The organism is Sphingomonas vulcanisoli, assembly GCF_011761305.1.
In the GTDB taxonomy this organism is placed as follows: Bacteria; Pseudomonadota; Alphaproteobacteria; order Sphingomonadales; family Sphingomonadaceae; genus Sphingomonas_I; species Sphingomonas_I vulcanisoli.
On sequence record NZ_JAAOZC010000008.1, the window covers coordinates 1 to 17,944 of the forward strand.

At 65.0% G+C, this 17,944-nt stretch carries 16 protein-coding genes; 3 read left to right on the top strand and 13 right to left on the bottom strand.

What is annotated here, in order from left to right:
* From FHS31_RS13280 to FHS31_RS13320, 9 genes are all read right to left on the bottom strand, one after another.
* Nucleotides 1–683 (bottom strand): PRC-barrel domain-containing protein (locus tag FHS31_RS13280; protein WP_243843465.1); only part of this gene is annotated, 683 nt, incomplete at its 3' end.
* Entirely contained in the window at nucleotides 677–1,288 is a 612-nt protein-coding gene (locus tag FHS31_RS13285; RefSeq protein WP_167074326.1) for an NTP transferase domain-containing protein, read from the bottom strand. The genes FHS31_RS13285 and FHS31_RS13280, both read right to left, overlap by 7 nt.
* Complete coding sequence (locus FHS31_RS13290; protein WP_167074328.1) at nucleotides 1,288–3,219, bottom strand: potassium transporter Kup; 1,932 nt, start codon at nucleotides 3,217–3,219, stop codon at nucleotides 1,288–1,290. Before FHS31_RS13290 ends, FHS31_RS13285 begins: the two co-directional genes overlap by 1 nt.
* Nucleotides 3,220–3,401: 182 nt before the next feature.
* Entirely contained in the window at nucleotides 3,402–4,151 is a 750-nt protein-coding gene (locus FHS31_RS13295; RefSeq protein WP_243843466.1) for a hypothetical protein, read from the bottom strand.
* Nucleotides 4,151–5,371 (bottom strand): toxic anion resistance protein, encoded by a 1,221-nt coding sequence (locus FHS31_RS13300; protein ID WP_167074331.1) that lies wholly within the window; start codon nucleotides 5,369–5,371, stop codon nucleotides 4,151–4,153. The genes FHS31_RS13295 and FHS31_RS13300 overlap by 1 nt, the downstream gene beginning before the upstream one ends.
* Nucleotides 5,372–5,493: 122 nt before the next feature.
* Nucleotides 5,494–6,195, bottom strand: a complete 702-nt coding sequence (locus FHS31_RS13305) for a PEPxxWA-CTERM sorting domain-containing protein (RefSeq protein ID WP_243843467.1) — start codon at nucleotides 6,193–6,195, stop codon at nucleotides 5,494–5,496.
* Between the two features lie 186 nt (nucleotides 6,196–6,381).
* Nucleotides 6,382–7,053 carry a glutathione S-transferase family protein gene (locus tag FHS31_RS13310; protein WP_167074333.1) on the bottom strand — a complete coding sequence of 224 codons (672 nt, stop codon included), beginning with the start codon at nucleotides 7,051–7,053 and terminating at the stop codon, nucleotides 6,382–6,384.
* Nucleotides 7,054–7,187: 134 nt separating this feature from the next.
* On the bottom strand, nucleotides 7,188–7,391 hold the full coding sequence (locus tag FHS31_RS13315) for a hypothetical protein (protein ID WP_167074335.1): 204 nt from the start codon (nucleotides 7,389–7,391) through the stop codon (nucleotides 7,188–7,190).
* 92 nt (nucleotides 7,392–7,483) lie between these two features.
* Nucleotides 7,484–8,674, bottom strand: coding sequence for a phospholipase D-like domain-containing protein (locus tag FHS31_RS13320; protein WP_167074337.1), 1,191 nt, complete (start codon nucleotides 8,672–8,674; stop codon nucleotides 7,484–7,486).
* 59 nt (nucleotides 8,675–8,733) lie between these two features.
* On the opposite strand from FHS31_RS13320, the gene rpoZ reads away from it, so the two are divergent.
* Both rpoZ and FHS31_RS13330 read left to right on the top strand, forming a co-directional pair.
* Entirely contained in the window at nucleotides 8,734–9,075 is a 342-nt protein-coding gene (gene rpoZ / locus FHS31_RS13325) for a DNA-directed RNA polymerase subunit omega (protein ID WP_167074339.1), read from the top strand.
* A gap of 198 nt (nucleotides 9,076–9,273) precedes the next feature.
* Nucleotides 9,274–11,394, top strand: a complete 2,121-nt coding sequence (locus FHS31_RS13330) for a RelA/SpoT family protein (RefSeq protein WP_167074341.1) — start codon at nucleotides 9,274–9,276, stop codon at nucleotides 11,392–11,394.
* A gap of 112 nt (nucleotides 11,395–11,506) precedes the next feature.
* Here FHS31_RS13330 and nusB read toward each other — a convergent pair whose 3' ends face one another.
* The 4 genes from nusB to FHS31_RS13350 all read right to left on the bottom strand — a co-directional run bounded on the left by nusB (nucleotide 11,507) and on the right by FHS31_RS13350 (nucleotide 17,205).
* Entirely contained in the window at nucleotides 11,507–11,962 is a 456-nt protein-coding gene (nusB, locus tag FHS31_RS13335; protein ID WP_167074343.1) for a transcription antitermination factor NusB, read from the bottom strand.
* Nucleotides 11,959–13,242 carry a histidinol dehydrogenase gene (gene hisD, locus FHS31_RS13340; protein ID WP_167074345.1) on the bottom strand — a complete coding sequence of 428 codons (1,284 nt, stop codon included), beginning with the start codon at nucleotides 13,240–13,242 and terminating at the stop codon, nucleotides 11,959–11,961. Before hisD ends, nusB begins: the two co-directional genes overlap by 4 nt.
* 129 nt (nucleotides 13,243–13,371) lie before the next feature.
* Nucleotides 13,372–14,037: an ATP phosphoribosyltransferase gene (gene hisG, locus FHS31_RS13345; RefSeq protein ID WP_167074347.1), complete on the bottom strand. Its 666-nt coding sequence runs from the start codon at nucleotides 14,035–14,037 to the stop codon at nucleotides 13,372–13,374.
* Nucleotides 14,038–14,202: 165 nt separating this feature from the next.
* Entirely contained in the window at nucleotides 14,203–17,205 is a 3,003-nt protein-coding gene (locus FHS31_RS13350; protein WP_167074349.1) for a valine--tRNA ligase, read from the bottom strand.
* Nucleotides 17,206–17,404: 199 nt separating this feature from the next.
* On the opposite strand from FHS31_RS13350, the gene FHS31_RS13355 reads away from it, so the two are divergent.
* Complete coding sequence (locus FHS31_RS13355; protein ID WP_208408719.1) at nucleotides 17,405–17,830, top strand: RidA family protein; 426 nt, start codon at nucleotides 17,405–17,407, stop codon at nucleotides 17,828–17,830.
* The last annotated feature ends 114 nt before the right edge of the window (nucleotides 17,831–17,944 follow it).

The window sequence follows — 17,944 nt, forward strand, 5'->3', positions numbered from 1 at the left end:
AACGCTACTCCAAATCCCTCGATATGCTCGATGCCACACTCACACTCTTCTTCCATCGACACCTCATCAATGCAATACAAAGTGAACAATGCCCCGTTCCGGGGAGGATCAGCCGCCCGTAGGCCCGCCGGCCAATGCGTCGGATCGAGCGGGGTGCGGCCCGCCAGCGCATTCGCATCGACATGGCTGACGATCGCCTCCTCCTCGACCTCCAGATCACGCCAGCCGAGTGCGTGCAGTCTCTCCCCCGCACCTGCCAAGCCACCCTCGCTCACCACCAGATAGACGATCCGCCCATCATCGCAGCTCAGCATCGCGTCCACCGCACGGCCGATCGGCGCCCCATCGGGCGAGGTCACGGGCCGCCCTTCGACGCGCGAGAGCTGGAAGAGCCTAGTGCGGACGGCGCTGTCCTGCGCCGCCGCCTCGGCACCCTTATCATAGCGCGCGCGCAGGCCGAGCCAGCGCCACACCCCGACCAGATCGACGATCAGCAGGAAGCCGTTCGAGAGCATGAGATTGTGCTGCCCCGTCGCCAGCCCGACGATCACCCAGCCGATCGCGCCCACCGTGAAGACCACGAACCCCCAGCCGGTGATCCGCGATCCGAGATTGGCCGCGGTCATCATCGCGGCGATCATCGTCGCGCCGGGCGCGATATATTGGGCGGCGTCGGTCAGCATCTATAACTCCCCTTGGCCATCCGAAACGCGCCCGCGCGCGTCGCGATCCGATAACGGAGGCGGCGGAGCGCGGCGGGCGTGTCGATATCGATGATGCAGCCTTCGCTGCCGGCGACTTCGGCAATTTGCCGCCTATCGAGCAGCGCGGCGAGCCCCGCCTCGGAAGGCACCGTCCATCCTCTGATTGCGGCGGTGCGGACAAGCACAGGATGACCCGGCTGGCCCGCCCAAATCGGCCGCAGCGCGTCACATCCCGCCGTGAGGCGATGACGGCCTGACCGCGCGAAGGGCATGTCGGCCAGGAAAATCACCGCTTCGTGATCTACCGGACGAAGCGCCCGGAGCCCGGCAGAGAGGCTGGCACCGATGCCGGCGCGGGCGTCTGGGGCTGTGCGGATCATCAATCCCGGCCACCGCAATCGTTTCACCAAGGCCCGGCGGCGCGCAAAGCCGGGCGGCAGGACCAAAATCGTCCGCTGCGCGCCCGCCCGCGCGGCGCGGAGGGCATGGGCCAGCAAAGGTTCGCCGCCCACATGTTCGAGGAGCTTGTCCCGTCGTCCGAACCGCCTGCCCTCGCCTCCTGCGAGCAGCAGCGCGACCCGCATCAGATCTCGACCTGGCTGCCGAGCTCGACGACGCGATTGGTGGGCAGGCGGAAGAATTGCATCGCGCTTTCCGCGTTGCGCAGCATCCAGGCGAACAATTTCTCGCGCCACAGCGCCATGCCGGGCCGCTCCGAAGCGATCAGCGTCTGCCGCGCCAGGAAGAAGCTGGTGTCCATCATCCTGAATTGCGCCCCGCAATTGGTGGCGCGCGCCAAAGCGGCGGGCACGTCCGGCTCTTCCATGAAGCCGAAGTGCAGCACCAGCCGATAGAAGCCCTGGCCCAGATCTTCGAGCCCCTCACGCTTGAAATGGGGCACGTAGGGCACATCGACGATCTTCACTGTGAGCAGAATCACGCGATCGTGCAGCACCTTATTATGCTTGAGGTTATGCAGCAGCGCATGAGGTACGCCGTGCGGCGTCGATGTCATGAACACCGCGGTGCCCGGCACGCGCGTCGCCGATCCCGAGGCCGAGCGGACGAAGACGTCGATCGGCATCGAAACCTCGGCCATGCGCTTCAGCATCAGCTGGCGTCCACGCGCCCAGGTGGTGAGCAAAGTGAAGGCGACCCCGCCGATCAGCAGCGGGAACCAGCCGCCCGCGACGATCTTGGTCGCGTTGGAAGCCAGGTAGAGGAAATCGATCGTCAGGAAGACCCCGATCAGCGGCGCGGCATAATACCATTTCCAGCCCCACACCCGGAACATCAGCACCGCGACCATGCAGGTGGTGATGAACATCGTGCCCGTCACCGCAATGCCATAGGCCGCGGCCAGGTTCGAGGAGCTGCGGAAGGTGAGGGTCAGCAGAATCACCAGCACCATCAGCACGCTGTTCGCGATCGGCACGTAGATCTGCCCCGCAGTATGCTCACTGGTATGATCAATCCGCACGCGCGGCATCAGGCCGAGCTGCACCGCCTGCTGAACGACCGAGAAAGCACCGGTGATCACCGCCTGGCTGGCGATCACCGTCGCCACCGTCGCCAGCAGCACCAGCGGCAAGCGCAGCTGCTCGCTCGCCATCAGGAAGAACGGGTTCTCCACCTTGGCGGGATCGGCGAGCAATAGCGCGCCCTGCCCGCAATAGTTGAGCATCAGCGCGGGCAGGATGATCGCCACCCAGCTCAGCTGGATCGGCTTTTTGCCGAAATGACCCATATCGGCATACAGCGCCTCTGCCCCCGTCAGCGCCAGCACGACCGAGCCGAGCGCGAGGAACGCGAGCTTGGGATCCGATGCGATGAAGCGCGCCGCCCAGATCGGGTTCAGGCCCCACAATACGTCGGGCCGGTGCGCGATCGCCATGATCCCCAGCACCGATATGGTGATGAAATAGACGATCATGATCGGGCCGAAGAAGCGCCCGATCGTCGCCGTGCCGCGCGACTGGATCAGGAACAGCGAGACGAGGATCACCACCGAGATCGGCACCACCCATTCGGCGAAACCCTGGTGGATCGTCTCCAGGCCCTCGACCGCCGACAACACGGACATCGCGGGCGTGATGATGCAATCGCCGAAGAATAAGGCGGTGGCTAGGATGCCGAGCAGGATGAGCCCCGATGTCCAGCGCCCGCCGCCGCTGCGCCGCTGGATCAGCGCGAGCAGCGCCAGGCTGCCGCCTTCGCCCTTATTGTCCGCCCGCAGGATGACGAGAATATATTTGAAGGTGACGACCACCATCAGCGACCAGAAGATCAGGCTGACGACGCCCAAGATGTGCAGCGGATCGACCGTCAGTTTGTGATGGCCGATGAAAATCTCGCGCATCGAATAGAGCGGGCTGGTGCCGATATCGCCATAGACGACGCCGATCGCGCCAAGGCCGAGCGCCAGCAGCCGATTTTTGCCAGCGCCGTGCGATTCCATATCCGCAGACGCATCAAGCGGCGCGGCAGGATCTGCGACGGCAATCTCGGCGTTCATTGAAAGCGGCTAAGCCTCGGAACTTTCGGGAGGAATTCGGCAATTGCGGGCTGCTTATTTCTGATATGCCCGGTCCTCATCCGGCAGCAGCGGCGCGGCGCCTAGCACTAAGCCGTTGGGGGAGCAACGACCGATACATCAGCGGTTAAGGCGAAACGGCAAGGTTGCCGCCCGGTTCCGCCTCAAATGGCGCCGTCGTCCTTATATTTCAACTCGAGGTAACGCTGCTGCGCGGCGAACTTGCTGAGATCGCCGCTGGCGAGATCGGCGCTCATCCGGGCCAGCTCGCCCTCCACCACCGTAAGCCCCTCGGCCAACTGGCGATCGGGCGAAGGACCGTCCTTCTCGACCTTGCGCAGCGAGGCGGGCACACGGTTATAGCCTTGGATCAGATCGGGCAGTTCCTCAGCGATCAGCTTGCGCACTTCCTGCGCGATCGGCTCGCGCGGATCGATGGTGGCAAGCTGGGGCGCCAGCGTTTCCAGCCGCACGCCGATGCCGTCGACCAGCTTCGCGGCCGGCGCGGGCAGCGCGGGGCGCTGCGCCTGCAGCCACGCCTCGGTGCGCGACGGCAATTGCGGCAGATCGCTCTGGACGAGCCGCTGCGGCGTCTCCTCGGGCTGGCGGCTGGCGGCGATGATTACCGTCCAGGCGATCACCAGCGTAACGACGGCGGCCAGGAAGCCCATCATCCCGATCGGGCCGATCACCAAGCCCCAGGCGAGGACCGCCGCGACGACCACCGCCACCGCCGCGAACAACCGCCGGGTGACGACCAGACCCTGGCGATACTTCCTCTGACGCGCGGCCTTGGCGAGGCGGCGGCCTTCGGGCGAGACGCGCTGGAGCAGCGCCTCGGCATCCGAATAATCCATCCGCCGCCGCTCGAGGATGGCCCGGGCGTTGGCGAGTTCGCGATCGCTATCGACCATCAGACGGGCTTGAACGGATCTTCGGCCGCCGGCGTCGCGCCGCCGGAGGTGAGCCGCGCCTGCGCCGCGCCCTCGGCCCGCGCAATATAGCCGCGCGATTTCTCGACCTCACTCGAAAGGCTGTCGACCGTAGTCTTCATCGAATCGAGCGCCTCCAGCTTGAAGCGATCGACCGCGTCCATCGTATCGTAAATATTCTGAAAGGCGCGCTTCAGCGTCTCGATCGGGATGGTCGAACCGGCGGCCTGTTGATGGATCTGCGCGGTCTGATTGCGCAACATCTCGCCGGTCGAATCGATGATCTTGGCGGTGGTGGTGTTGAGCGAGGTGATCTGATCGAGCACCAGTTTCTGCCCGACCAGCGCCTGCGCCACCGTCACCGCCGTGCGCAGCGCCGCGACCGTGGTGGTCGATGCGCGATCGACACCCTTCATGAGCTCGATATTGTTCTTCTTGACCAGATCCAGCGCGAGATAGCCCTGCACCGATACCGCCATCTGGGTCAGCAGATCCTGATGGCGCTGGCGCACATAGAAGAGCGCGCTCTCGCGGATCGCCTTGGCCTTGGCCGGATCACTCGCGTCCAGCTCGTTGGCCTTGTCTTCCAGCAGCGTGTCGGCGGTCTGGGCGTAATGGATCATCTGCTCCAGCCGGCCCATCGCCGCCCACAAGGCCTGCCGCTCGGTATCGATCGCGGCATTGTCCTTGAGCAGCTCATCCTTGCCGTTCTTGAGGCTGACCAGGATCGAGGAAATGTGGGTCTGCGAGCTTTTGTAGCTGTCGAAATAATTCTTCAGCTTGTTGCCGAACGGGATGATCCCGAAGATCTTGCGCGGCGCGAGCAGATTGCCCTTCTTGACCGGATCGAGTTCCTCGATCGTGCGGCGCAGCTGCGCGAGATCGGCGCCGACGCCGGTATCGCCGTCCATCGCGCGCGCCGGGCGATCGAGAAAGCGGTTCGATTGCCCCGCCGCATCGCGGATCTCCTTGGCGCCGAGGTTGGAGATCGTATCGATGCGCTTGCCGAACTCCGGCGAATTGGCGTCGAGCTCGGCGAGTTGATCGACGAAGGTGCCGACGCGCTTGGCCAGCTCGCTCTTCACGCTATCGTCGATCGGCACCAGCCCGGCGGCGCGCGCGGGCGCGATCGCCTGCACCGGTGTCGGCGGCGTCAGAACGAGATCGCTCTCGGTTGCGGTATCAGTCGCGGTCGTCGCCAAGGATGGTCTCCAGCCCGAAATTTCCCGACAAGATGGCCGCTTCCGGTGCCCTGTTCAAGTCATACAGCAACGCCGCCGGGCCGGGGAGGCTCGACGGCGCCGATGTTCAGCTGGAAAGGGGCTTAGCCGAGGTTGGCGATCGCGTGCACCGCACGGCGCGAGCGCAGGCTGGCGCCGACCACGCCGAAGCCAATCACCATCATCGCCCAAGTGGCGGCTTCGGGCACCTGCGCTACCGGAGCGAGCGTGGAACCGGCGTTGAACGCCGCCGTATTGGCGGTGGTCGTGCCGGTATTCTTCACGCCGATGCCCGAGAAGGACGTGTAATCGGTATCGTTGTAGACCGAGATTGCAGAGACCGTCGCGATGAACACATCCTGGAAGTTGTTGGTCGCGCCGTCGCCGCCGCCGGTGGTCCGATAGTCGGGCCCGGTATAATTCAGGACGAGATTAGGAACGTCTGCGCTGTCTCTTTCACCGGGAACGGTGGCAAGGAACGTCGTATCAGTGGTGTTGGGCGTGGTGACGATGAAGTTGCCGCCGGGATCCAGCGCCGTATTGAAGTTCACGTTCGCGCTACCCGCGACATAGCCCGCGAAATCGAAAATCGTCAGCTGTGAATCGAACATCCGCCCGGACTGGGGATCGACCGCGGCTGCCGAAAGGCCCTGATCGCCGGTCAGCTTGATATTGTAGGTGTACAGATAGCCGCCGCTGACCGCGACGGGCGAGTTGACCAGCGTGGGAACGAGCGATGCTTGCGCAGCGCTTCCTCCAATAACGGCGGACAGCAGACAAACGCCTGCAGAAAGCAACTTACGCATACAGATACCCCTTACACAACAAAACAAACGCAATCGTGCGCCGCAGCATAAGCGTTAACAGGGGTTAAGGTTCCGCTCGGGTTCCGTCACCGCCCGCAGAAAAGCATTTGAGATTCAATGAACTTACGGCGCGCTGCAATGTTCGCGGCCCCGGGCATCATCCGATGCGGCGCACAAAGCAATCAGCTAGAAATCCACCTTATCGTAATGATCGGGCGGTCCGACGACCTCCATCCGCTCCGACAGGAGGGGCCGGAAGCTCGGGCGGCTTTTCATGCCCGCATACCAGTGGCGAGTGCGGTCGTGGCCCCGCCAATCGATACCGCCGAGATAGTCGGCAACCGAGATGTGCGCCGCCGCCGCCAGGTCCGCGAGGCTGAACAAAGGCCCTGCCATCCAACGGCGATGATCGAGCAGCCAATCGACATAATCGAGGTGGCTGTTGGCCAGCCGCATCGCCTCGCGCAGCGCCTTGGCATCGGGCGAGAGGCGATGGACGAGACGCTTCTCCATCCGCTCATACATCAGCGGGCGCACGACCTCGTCGTGGAACTTGTGGTCGAACCACACCGCCAGCCGACGGATCTCGGCGCGGTGCGCGGCGGTGCCGGGCAGCATCGTCGCCCGCTCGATCGTCTCTTCGAGATAATCGCAGATCGCCGCCGAATCGATCAGCACCAGTCCGCCGACCTTATCGACCAGCACGGGCGTCTGTCCGGCGGGGTTCATGTCGAGGAATTCGTCGCGCTGGTCCCACGGGCTTTCACGCACCAGCTCATAGCCCTCGCCCTTCTCACCGAGCAGCAGGCGGACCTTGCGCGAAAAGGGGCAGAGCGGGAATTGATAGAGTTGCCACATGCGTGGCGGACTTAAACCGATCTTCGGCGCGGATGCCAGCGCGACGCGCGGGCGTGCCGAAAGCTTCTGTGGACAAAGCAAAGGCCGGAGTCGCGCATGGCGGCCCCAGCCTCTGTTATTACCCTATCGGCGTGTCAGCGATTTTGGGCGTTACCGGCGTTGGGATTGCCCTGCCCGGCCTGATTGTCGCGATCGCGATCGGCGTTCTGGTCGTCCTTCGCGCCGCCCTGCTGGTTCTGCTGGCGATCCGCCTGCTGGTTGCGGTCCTGCTGCTGGTTGCCGTCGCGGTCGGCGTTGCCAGCGTTGTTGCCACCGGCGTTATTGTTGGTGTCAGCCATGATCTTCTCCTATCGGCTTGGCCTTTGGGAAGGCAGGGGAAGAACCTGCGGACGGCCCTTGCCGTTCCGTCAAATGCGCTCAACGGCTGGCCTCAACGCTCGCCCGTGTCGATCCCGAAATTGAGGCGGCGGGTAACGCTCGCGTCCAGCACCGCCATGATGAAATAGCCGATCGCCCATTTGGTCCGGGTGAGGAAGCCCGCGCGTTCATGCTCCTGCACGGTCACTTCCTGACTATCGACGAGTTCGCCATCGAAATAGGCGCGGATATGCGCGGCGAAGGCCTTGTCCTCGATCCGGAGCATCAGCTCGAGATTGAGGAACATGCTGCGCATATCGAAATTGGCCGAGCCGATGTGGACGACATTATCGAGCAGGAAGAGCTTGGTATGGAGCTTGCGCGGCTGATATTCGAAGACGCGCACGCCGCGCTTGAGCAGCCGGGTAAAGGTGTGCCGCGCCGCCGCCACCGCCACGGCATGATCCGCCTTGGAGGGTGTAATCAGCCGTGCAGAGCCGCCGCGCTGCGCGATGCGCTCGATCCGCCGCATCATTCGGGGGCTGGGCGCGAAATAGGCGGCGATCATACTGAGATCGCTCGTATGCTCCATGTCCCACTTCAACGTGCGTGCCCAGGGGCTCAATCGCCGCATCGGGCCGCCGAACAGCCAGCGTACCGGCGTACCGGGAGGCTCGCTCCATTCGCGCAACGCATGGCGCAGCTCGCGCATCGAGACGATGTCATGGTGCGTCCAGCGCGCCAGCGCGTCGAAATAGCCGGTGATCCGCTTCGCCGCCGGCCCCTCGACGACAAGGCCCAAATCGCGCCAGCCCTTGGTGTCGTCGAAATAATCATCCTCGATATTGAAGCCGCCGATGATCGCGATGCCTTCGTCGGCCAGCGCCAGCTTCTGATGGTTGCGCAGGAAATAGCGGCGGCCGTAGCGCGGGATGAAGCGGCAGATGTCGGCACCCTTGTCGCTCAGGCAATCGAAGAAATCGGCGGGCACCGAGCTGCCGAAGCCATCGACGATCAGCCGCACGTCGACGCCCCGTTCGATCGCCTCCAGCATCGCCGCGCGCACGTCGCGGCCTACCTTATCGTCGCAATAGATGTAGTAGAGGATGCGCAGCGAATGTTTCGCGCCGCGAATCAGCCGCAGCAGCGCCGCCAGCCGCTCCGATCCATCGGGCAGCAAGGTGAAATGATTGCCGGCCACCTCGAACGACGGGCGTGACGCCGGGGCGACGCCGTTTTCATTGACTTGCGGCTCCGTCGCCATTAAGTGCGCGCCCTTCCCAAAGCACCAAAAGCTTTGCCCGTTTTCCGGAGCGTTTCAGCATGGCCCGCGTAACCGTCGAGGATTGCGTCGACAAGGTTCCCAATCGTTTTGATCTCGTCCTGCTGGCCGCGCAGCGCGCGCGCCAGATCTCGGGCGGGGGCGAACTCACGATCGATCGTGATCGTGATAAAAATCCGGTCGTGGCGCTCCGCGAGATCGCCGAAGAGACGATCCTGCCCGAGGATATGAGCGAATCGCTCGTCGCCAGCCTGCAGAAGGTCCAGATCGACGACGACGATGCGGTCGATGCGATCGGCTCGCTCGCCCAGTCGGCCGAGGCGCTCCGCCTCACCGCCGCCGCCCCTCCGCGCAACCAGAGCCTGGGCGGCGATTACGAATAATTTAAATCCTCCCCCGCCAGGGGGAGGTGTCAGCGCAAGCTGACGGAGGGGGAGGTCACGAGGGCCTCGATAGCTGACCGCCGCCCTCCCCCTCCGTCGCCTTCGGCGCCACCTCCCCCTGGCGGGGGAGGATTCTTTTGCGTGCAATTCCGCCGCTTTCTCCTTGCCTAAGCGCCCGCCCCGACTCATCTTGGGCGGGTGCTGCGCCAATATGAGCTGGTCGATCGGGTTTTAAGCTACGATCCCGACGCCGATGAGGCGTTGATCAACCGCGCCTATGTTTTCTCGATGGCCGCGCACGGGTCTCAGAAGCGCGCCTCGGGCGATCCCTATTACAGCCATCCGATCGAGGTCGCGGGTATCCTCACCGATCTGCGGCTGGATGATGAGACGATCGCCACCGCCATCCTCCACGATACGATCGAGGATACGGTCGCCACCTATGAGGATATCGAGAAGCGTTTCGGCCCCTCGGTCGCGCGGCTGGTCGATGGTGTCACCAAGCTTTCCAAAATCGAGGCGCAGAGCGAGAACGAACGCGCCGCCGAGAACCTCCGCAAATTCCTGCTGGCCATGTCCGACGACATCCGCGTGCTATTGGTGAAGCTCGCCGATCGGCTGCACAATATGCGGACGCTCCACTTCATCTCCAATCCCGACAAGCGCCGCCGCATCGCGCGCGAGACGATGGAGATTTATGCGCCGCTCGCCGAACGGATCGGCATGTATGAGTTCATGAAGGAGATGCAGAGCCTCGCCTTCGAACAGCTCGAACCCGACGCCTACGCATCGATCACCAAGCATATCGAGCAGATGCGCGAGGGCGGCGGCGATCGGGTTTCGCGCATCTCCTCGGGCGTCCGCCTGCTGCTCGGCCAGAAAGGCATCCAGGCCGAGGTCGAGGGGCGCGAGAAGCATCCCTATTCGATCTGGCGCAAGATGACCGAGCGCCACATCAGCTTCGAGCAGCTTTCGGACATCATGGCCTTCCGCGTGATCGTCGACGATATCGAGCAATGCTATAAGGCGCTGGGCCTGATCCACGAGCGCTGGCCGATGGTGCCCGGCCGCTTCAAGGATTATATCTCGACGCCCAAGCGCAACGGCTATCGATCGCTTCACACCGCGGTGATTCATACCGAACGGGTGCGCATCGAGATCCAGATCCGCACCAAGGCGATGCATGCCGAGGCCGAATATGGCGTCGCCGCGCATTGGGCTTACAAGCAGGGCGCGCCGCTCCGCGCCGAGGCCTATGGCAGCTGGATCAAGGATCTGGTCGAGATCCTCGACAATGCCGACAGCCCGGAAGAGCTGCTCGAACATACCCGCATGGCGATGTACCAGGATCGCATCTTCGCCTTCACCCCGAAGGGCGAGCTGATCCAGCTCCCCAAGGGCGCGACCCCGGTCGATTTCGCCTATCAGGTCCACACCGATCTGGGCGACGAGACCGTGGGCGCCAAGATCAACGGCCGCGTCGTGCCGCTGCGCACCCAGATCAACAATGGCGATCAGGTGGCGATCCTGCGCTCGCGGGGGCAGGAGCCGCAGCCCGCCTGGCTCAACTTCGTCGTCACCGGCAAGGCGCGCGCCGAGGTGCGGCGCTACGTGCGGCAGAAGGAGCAGGCCGAGCAGGTCGCGCTGGGCCGCCAGCTCTACGCCGGCATCGTAGCGCGGCTGCCCGCGGCGCTCGGCGCGAAGGCGCTCAAGGAGGGGCTCAAGCGGCTGCGGCTGGCCGACGAGGACCGGCTGATGGAGGCGATCGCGCGCCGCAAGCTCACCGATGCGCAGGTGATGGAAGCGCTGATGCCCGGTTCGTCGGAAGGCGCGACGCCGGCCCGGAAAGCGGCGCCGCAGACCGTCTCGATCAAGGGGCTGACGGCGGGCCTCGCCTTCGATCTCGCGCCCTGCTGCACACCCGTGCCGGGGGACCGGATCGTCGGCGTGCGGCTGGCCGATGCGCCGGTGATGGTCCACGCGATCGAATGCCCGGTGCTCGCCGAAACCGCGGAGGAGGATTGGATCGATTGCGCCTGGGGCGACGGCAGCGAGGGCGGCACCGCGCGGCTGGCGATCGTCGTCAAGAACGAGCCCGGATCGCTGGGCGTGATGGCGAGCATCCTGGGCGCGCAGGGCGCCAACATCGTCAACCTCAACCTTGCCGAGCGCGACCAGAGCTTCCACCATTTCCAGGTGCTGATCGAGGTGCATGATCTCCAGCATTTGATGCGCATCCTCGCCGGGCTGCGCGCGGCGGATGCGGTGGTCAGCGCCGAGCGGGTCGAGGCGGCGGTAAGTCAGGTCGCGGCGGCGTAATCCCTCTCCCTGCAGGGAGAGGGAGGGAGCGCCGCAAGGCGCGGAAGGGTGAGGGCGCCACCCTCTCGATAACGCGGTCACCCTCACCCAACCCTCCCTCAAGGGAGAGGGCTTAAGACCGCGCCTTCTTCCCGATCGCGTCCAGCAACCCGTTGACGAACCCAGTCTCGCGCTTGCCGTAAAAAGCGTCCGCGACATCGGCATATTCGCTGACGATCGCCTTGGTCGGCACATCGATCCGCGCCAGCATCTCATAGGTCCCCGCGCGCACGATCTGGCGCAGCAGCTTGTCCAGCCGCTCGATCGACCAGCCGCTCGCCAGATTCGCGCCGATCAGCGCATCCACTTCCGCGCGCCGCGCCGAGACGCCGCGCACCAGATCATCGAAAAAGGCGACATCGGCATCGGCATATTCGACATCCTCGATCGTCGCGCCCAGCCGATGCTGGTGGAATTCGTCGAGCAATTTGGCGAGCGGCGTGCCCTCCATCTCCTGCTGATACAGCGCCTGCACCGCCGCCAGCCGTGCCGCCGAGCGCGACTGGCTGCTCTTCTTCGGGCGGCTCAAAGCCGCACCGCGATCGATTGGGCGTGCGCGGGCAGCCCCTCCGCCTCGGCAAGCGCGACGGCGGCGGGGCCAACGACGGCGAGGCTCGCGGGCGAGCAGGCGATGAACGAGGTGCGTTTCATAAAATCCAGTACCGAGAGGCCCGAGGCGAACCGCGCGCGCCGCCCGGTCGGCAGCACATGGTTCGGCCCGGCGATATAGTCGCCCACGGCCTCGGGCGTGTGGCGACCGAGGAAGACGGAGCCCGCGTGGCGGACCTTGGCAAACAGCGCGTCAGGATCGGCGGTGGCCAGTTCGAGATGCTCGGGCGCGAGGCGATCGACCAGCGGCAGCGCGGCTTCGAGCATGGGGACGAGGATGATCGCGCCGTTGGCGTCCCAGGCGGCGCGCGCGGTGTCGCCGGTCTGCAGGCGCGCGATCTGGGCATCTACCTCAACCGCAACCGCTTCGCCGAAAGCGGCATCGTCGGTCAACAGGATCGATTGGCTGGTGGGATCATGTTCGGCCTGGCTGAGCAGATCGGCAGCGATCCACGCCGGATCGTTGGCGCCATCGGCGACCACCACGATCTCGGACGGCCCCGCGACCATGTCGATACCGACGACGCCATAAAGCTGGCGCTTGGCCTCCGCGACCCAGGCATTGCCCGGCCCGACGACGACATCAACGGGCGCGATCGTGTCCGTACCATAAGCCAGCGCCGCGATCGCCTGCGCGCCGCCGATCCGCCACACCTCATCCACCTCCGCTATGGCGGCGGCGGCGAGGACGAGCGGATTGATCAGGCCACCCGGCGTCGGCGTCACCATGGCCAGACGATCGACGCCTGCGACCTTGGCGGGAATAGCGTTCATCAGCACGGAAGAGGGATAGGCCGCACGCCCACCGGGCACATACAGCCCCGCCGCCTCCACCGCATTCCACCGCGCGCCGAGGCGGATGCCGGCAGCGTCGGTATGATCGCGATCGGCGGGGCGCTGCTCGGCATGGTAGGTGCGGATGCGCTCGGCGGCGAGTTCGAGCGCCTTGCGTAGCTCCGGCTCAAGCCTATCCAGCGCCGCGTGGCAATCCTCCCGCGAGATCCGCCAGCCGCCCGCATCGAGGTCATGCCGATCGAACCGCTGCGTATAGTCCCGCACCGCCGCATCGCCCTGCTCCCGCACGGAGCGCAGGATCGCGCTTACGTCACGCGAGACGTCCTCATCAGCCTCGCGGCGGGCGTTGACCAGCGCGGAGAAGGCAGGAGCGAAGTCGGCGGAGGAAGCATCGAGGCGGATCACAAAGCCCTCTCCCCTTTGGGGAGAGGGTTGGGAGAGGGGGAGTCGGTCGCGATCAGGCGAGAGGTCTGGTCATCGCCAGCCCCCTCTCCCCAACCCTCTCCCCGCCAGCGGGGAGAGGGAGTTAGGCGCTCAGGCCGCACGGGCCTGCTCCACCGCGCTCCGAAACGCCTCGATCAACGGCAGCACCTGCGCCGCCCGTGTCTTGAACGCCGCCCGATTGGCGATCAGCCGCGCGGAGACCTGCGTGATCACCTCCACCTCGACCAGTCCATTTTCCTTGAGCGTCCGCCCCGACGAGACCAGATCGACGATCCGGCTCGACAGCCCCAGCACCGGGGCGATCTCCATCGCGCCGTTCAATTTGATGCACTCGGCCTGCACGCCCCTAGCCTCGAAATGGCGGCGGGTGAGGTTGGGATATTTGGTGGCGACGCGGACGTGGCTCCAGCCGCGCGGATCGTCCTTGGCGGCCATGTCGGCGGGCTCGGCGACCGAAAGGCGGCAGTGGCCGATATCGAGGTCGACCGGCGCGTAGAGCTCGGAGTAGGCATATTCCATCAGCACGTCCGATCCGACGATGCCGAGCTGCGCCGCGCCGTGGGCGACGAAGGTGGCGACATCGAAGGCGCGAACGCGGATCAGGCTGATATCGGGCCGATCGGTGGCGAAGCGCAGCGCGCGGCTGTCCTCATCAGCAAAGGCGGGCTCCGGCGTGATGCCGGCGGCCGCGAACAACGGCATCACCTCGGCGAGGATGCGCCCCTTGGGGACGGCAATGATGATCGGATGGGCCATGGGAGGTGCGCGCTTAGCGGGAGAGGCGCGCGGCGGCAAGAAACCGGACGGATATGTCCTAAAACGTCATGCCGGACGTGTTCCGGCATCCACCCATCCGCAAGCTCAGGAATCTATTGCTGGGTGGACCCCGGAACACGTCCGGGGTGACGAAAGACTAGCAAGTCAGCCCAACCGCGCCAACGCCGCGCGCAGCCGCTCCGCCTCGGCGGACTTGGCGGCATGATCCTCCCGCGCCTTGGCGACCGCCTCGGGCTTGGCCTTCTCGACGAAGGAGGGGTTGTTGAGACGGCCGGCAAGCGAGGCTGCTTCCTTTTCGGCTGCCTCAAGATTTTTCCTAAGCCGCGCCTCCTCCGCGACGAGATCGATCAAATCGCCAACGAGCAGAATATAATCGATCCCATCGACTACAACTTGGAGGCGCCCTTTTAGCGACGGCTGGTAGGTAATCCGGTCGGTCTCCGTTCCCGTTGCCAGTTGGATCGCGATTCCAGTGCTTATGAATTCCGCATTGTCGATTCTTGCCAAGCGCGAAAGCGCCTTTGCCTGACGACGAACACGATCGATCAAGTTCGGGTTCGGTGTCGCAGACACGAGATCGCCGGACTTGAGCTCGCGCTGCTCCAAAATGATGAGGTTAGTTCTTGCGCCAGGCGGCACATTTACATCCGCCCGCGCCGCCCGGATCGCGCTGACGAGGCGGATCAGCCACTCCACCTCGGCCACCGCGCTCTGATCGATCGAAACCGCATCCACCTTGGGCCATTCCGCCACGATCAGATCATGATCGCGCGCCGCCAGCGCGCGCCACAATTCCTCGGTGATGAAGGGCATGAAGGGGTGGAGCATTACCAGGATGCGATCGAGCACCCAGCCCGCCACCGCCTTGGTCTCGCCCGGCATTTCATTGCCGAGGCCGGGCTTGATCAGCTCCAGATACCAGTCGCAGAATTGCGCCCAGACGAACTGATAGACGGTGTTCGCCGCCTCATCGAAGCGCAGGTCCGCCAGCGCCAGATCGAGCGCCTGCACGGTGCGAACCGTCTCGGCGACGATCCATTTGTCGACCGCGTTGATCTGCTCGGGCGGCTCCTGCCGCGTCGATCCGCCGATGCCGTTCGATTGCGCGAAGCGGGCGGCGTTCCAGAGCTTGGTGGCGAAGTTCCGATAGCCCTCGACGCGCTTCTCATCCAGCTTGATGTCCCGCCCCTGGCTCTCCATCGCCGCCAGCGTGAAGCGCAGCGCATCGGCGCCATATTTGTCGATCAGGCCGAGCGGATCGACGGTGTTGCCCTTGGACTTGGACATTTTGGAGCCATCGGGCGCGCGCACCAGCCCGTGCAGGTACAGCGTTTTCCACGGCGCCTCCCCCATGAAATGCAACCCCTGCATCGCCATCCGCGCATCCCAGAAGAACAGGATATCGAAGCCGGAGATGAGGACATCGTTGGGGTAGTGGCGGGCGAGGAGGGTTTTTGCCGGGGCGGACGCCGCCCCCCGCCCGATTGTGTCGAGCGTAGTCGAGACACGTTCGACCGCACCGCCTGAGGTACGTCCCTCGACTTCGCTCGGGACGAACGGGGTTTGGGGTGCGCCATCGGGCCAGCCGAGCGTCGCGAAGGGCCAGAGGGCGGAAGAGAACCAGGTGTCGAGCACGTCACGATCACGGCGCAGGACGACAGTATTTGCTTCTGATTGACCACGATCCTCCCAGTCGTCGGAGAATCGGATCGTGGCATCGTTCGGGTAGTAAGCCCGCGCCTGAGCAAGCGCTTCTTCATCGCTGTCAGCAACGAAAATTTTCTCGGAGATCGGCATTCGGGTGGTTGGGCGCCAGTTGGCGTCTACCCGAATCACGTCGCCTGTAATCAAGCTGCCATCATCGCGGAGGCCCGGCCCGAACCACGCCGGGATCTGATGCCCCCACCACAATTGCCGCGACACGCACCAAGGCTGGATATTCTCCAGCCACTGATACCAGGTCTTCTTCCACGTCTCGGGCACCACGCGGATCGCGCCCGATCGCACCGCCTCGATCGCCGGGCCGGCGAGCGCTTTGGCATCGACATACCATTGATCGGTCAGCCAAGGCTCGATCACCACGCCCGAGCGATCGCCATAAGGCGTCTGGATCACGCGATCCTCGACCTTTTCCAGCGCACCCGCCTCTTCGAGCAGCTTCACGATCACATCGCGCGCCTCGAAGCGATCGAGGCCGAGCAAGTCGGCGGGGATCAGCCCGTCGGCGGTCTGGGTGATGGCGCCCGAGGCATCGAGCATGTTGAGCATCTCGGCCGCCTTGAAGCCCGCCCGCTTGCCCACTTCGAAATCGTTGAAGTCGTGCCCCGGCGTGATCTTCACCGCGCCCGATCCCAGCTCCGGATCGGCATGATCGTCCGCCACGATCGGGATCAGCCGCCCGGTGATCGGCAGGCACACCTGCTTGCCGATCAGCGCCTTGTATCGCGCGTCCTCCGGGTTCACCGCCACCGCCATATCGGCGAGCATCGTCTCGGGCCGCGTCGTCGCAACCGAGATCGATCCCGATCCATCGGCCAGCGGGTAGCGCAGGTGCCAGAATTTGCCGTTCACCTCCCGGGTCTCGACCTCGAGGTCCGAGATGGCGGTGCGGAAGTGCGGATCCCAGTTGACCAGGCGCTTGTCGCGATAGAGCAGGCCCTGATTGTAGAGATCAACGAACACCTTCACGACGGCCTTCGAAAAGCCCTCGTCCATCGTGAAGCGCTCGTTGGCCCAATCGCACGATGCGCCGAGGCGGCGGAGCTGGCGGGTGATCTGCCCCCCGCTCGTCGCCTTCCATTCCCAGACATGGTCCAGAAACGCCTCGCGCCCCATCTCCTGCCGCTTGAGGCCCTGGCTGGCGATGTTGCGCTCGACCACCATCTGCGTGGCGATGCCGGCGTGATCGGTGCCGACCACCCACAGCGCATCCTTGCCCTGCAGCCGGGCGTGGCGGATCAGGATATCCTGCAGCGTATTATCCAGCGCATGGCCGATGTGCAGGCTGCCGGTCACGTTCGGCGGCGGGATGACGATCGTGAACGGCTCCCGGTCCTCGCGCGCGGGGCGGAACAGGCCGCGGCTCTCCCAATAAGGATACCAGTGCGCCTCGATACCGGCGGGGTCGAAGGTCTTGTCGATCGTCATAGGGGTGCGCTCTTAGCGATGCGTCGGCTGATTGGCACCCCTGCCTTCACCAATCGCGGGCCGTGCTCCGGCGCAGGCCGGAGCCCAGGGTTATGGGCGGAGCGCCCACGGCTGCTGGGCTTCGGCCTGCGCCGGAGTACGGTGCTTGTGTGCACGGGTTGCGCAAGTATCGTATCGCCACCCAACGAAGGAGCCCTTGATGCGCCACCTGCTCGCCGCCGCCCTCGCCCTGATCGCCGCCCCCTCACTGGCGGAGAACGTGCACATTCCCGCCGGCGGAATGCCCGCGGGCATGACCGGCACGCCGCCGTTCAGCGCCGCGGTGTGGGCGGGCAACACGCTCTATGTCGCGGGCACCACCGATGGCGGCGCGCCGACCGCAAAGGACGGCGCCAAGCTGGTGCTCGATCATATCAAGGCCACGGTGGAGAAAGCCGGGCTGACGATGGACGATCTCGTCTGGGTGCAGGTGTTCGCCACCGATCTCAAGGACTTCAATGATTTCAACGCGGTCTACCGCACCTATTTCAAGGGCCCGATGCCGGCGCGCGCCTTCCTCGGCGCCGGCAGCCTGCTCGGCGGCGCGCATTTCGAGGTGATGGGGGTGGCGTATAAGGCTAAGTGACGCACACATCCTCCCCTTGAAGGGGAGGTGGCATCGCGCAGCGATGACGGAGGGGTGTCGTCCTCTCGAGAGCGGGATACCCCTCCACCAGCCTACGGCTGGTCCCCCTCCCCT

Coding starts and splice junctions, on each gene's coding strand:
- FHS31_RS13285 (WP_167074326.1), bottom strand. CDS start 1,288: ATGCGGGTCGCGCTGCTGCTCGCAGGAGGCGAGGGCAGGCGGTTCGGA.
- FHS31_RS13290 (WP_167074328.1), bottom strand. CDS start 3,219: ATGAACGCCGAGATTGCCGTCGCAGATCCTGCCGCGCCGCTTGATGCG.
- FHS31_RS13295 (WP_243843466.1), bottom strand. CDS start 4,151: ATGGTCGATAGCGATCGCGAACTCGCCAACGCCCGGGCCATCCTCGAG.
- FHS31_RS13305 (WP_243843467.1), bottom strand. CDS start 6,195: ATGCGTAAGTTGCTTTCTGCAGGCGTTTGTCTGCTGTCCGCCGTTATT.
- FHS31_RS13310 (WP_167074333.1), bottom strand. CDS start 7,053: ATGTGGCAACTCTATCAATTCCCGCTCTGCCCCTTTTCGCGCAAGGTC.
- FHS31_RS13315 (WP_167074335.1), bottom strand. CDS start 7,391: ATGGCTGACACCAACAATAACGCCGGTGGCAACAACGCTGGCAACGCC.
- FHS31_RS13320 (WP_167074337.1), bottom strand. CDS start 8,674: ATGGCGACGGAGCCGCAAGTCAATGAAAACGGCGTCGCCCCGGCGTCA.
- rpoZ (WP_167074339.1), top strand. CDS start 8,734: ATGGCCCGCGTAACCGTCGAGGATTGCGTCGACAAGGTTCCCAATCGT.
- hisG (WP_167074347.1), bottom strand. CDS start 14,037: ATGGCCCATCCGATCATCATTGCCGTCCCCAAGGGGCGCATCCTCGCC.
- FHS31_RS13350 (WP_167074349.1), bottom strand. CDS start 17,205: ATGACGATCGACAAGACCTTCGACCCCGCCGGTATCGAGGCGCACTGG.
- FHS31_RS13355 (WP_208408719.1), top strand. CDS start 17,405: ATGCGCCACCTGCTCGCCGCCGCCCTCGCCCTGATCGCCGCCCCCTCA.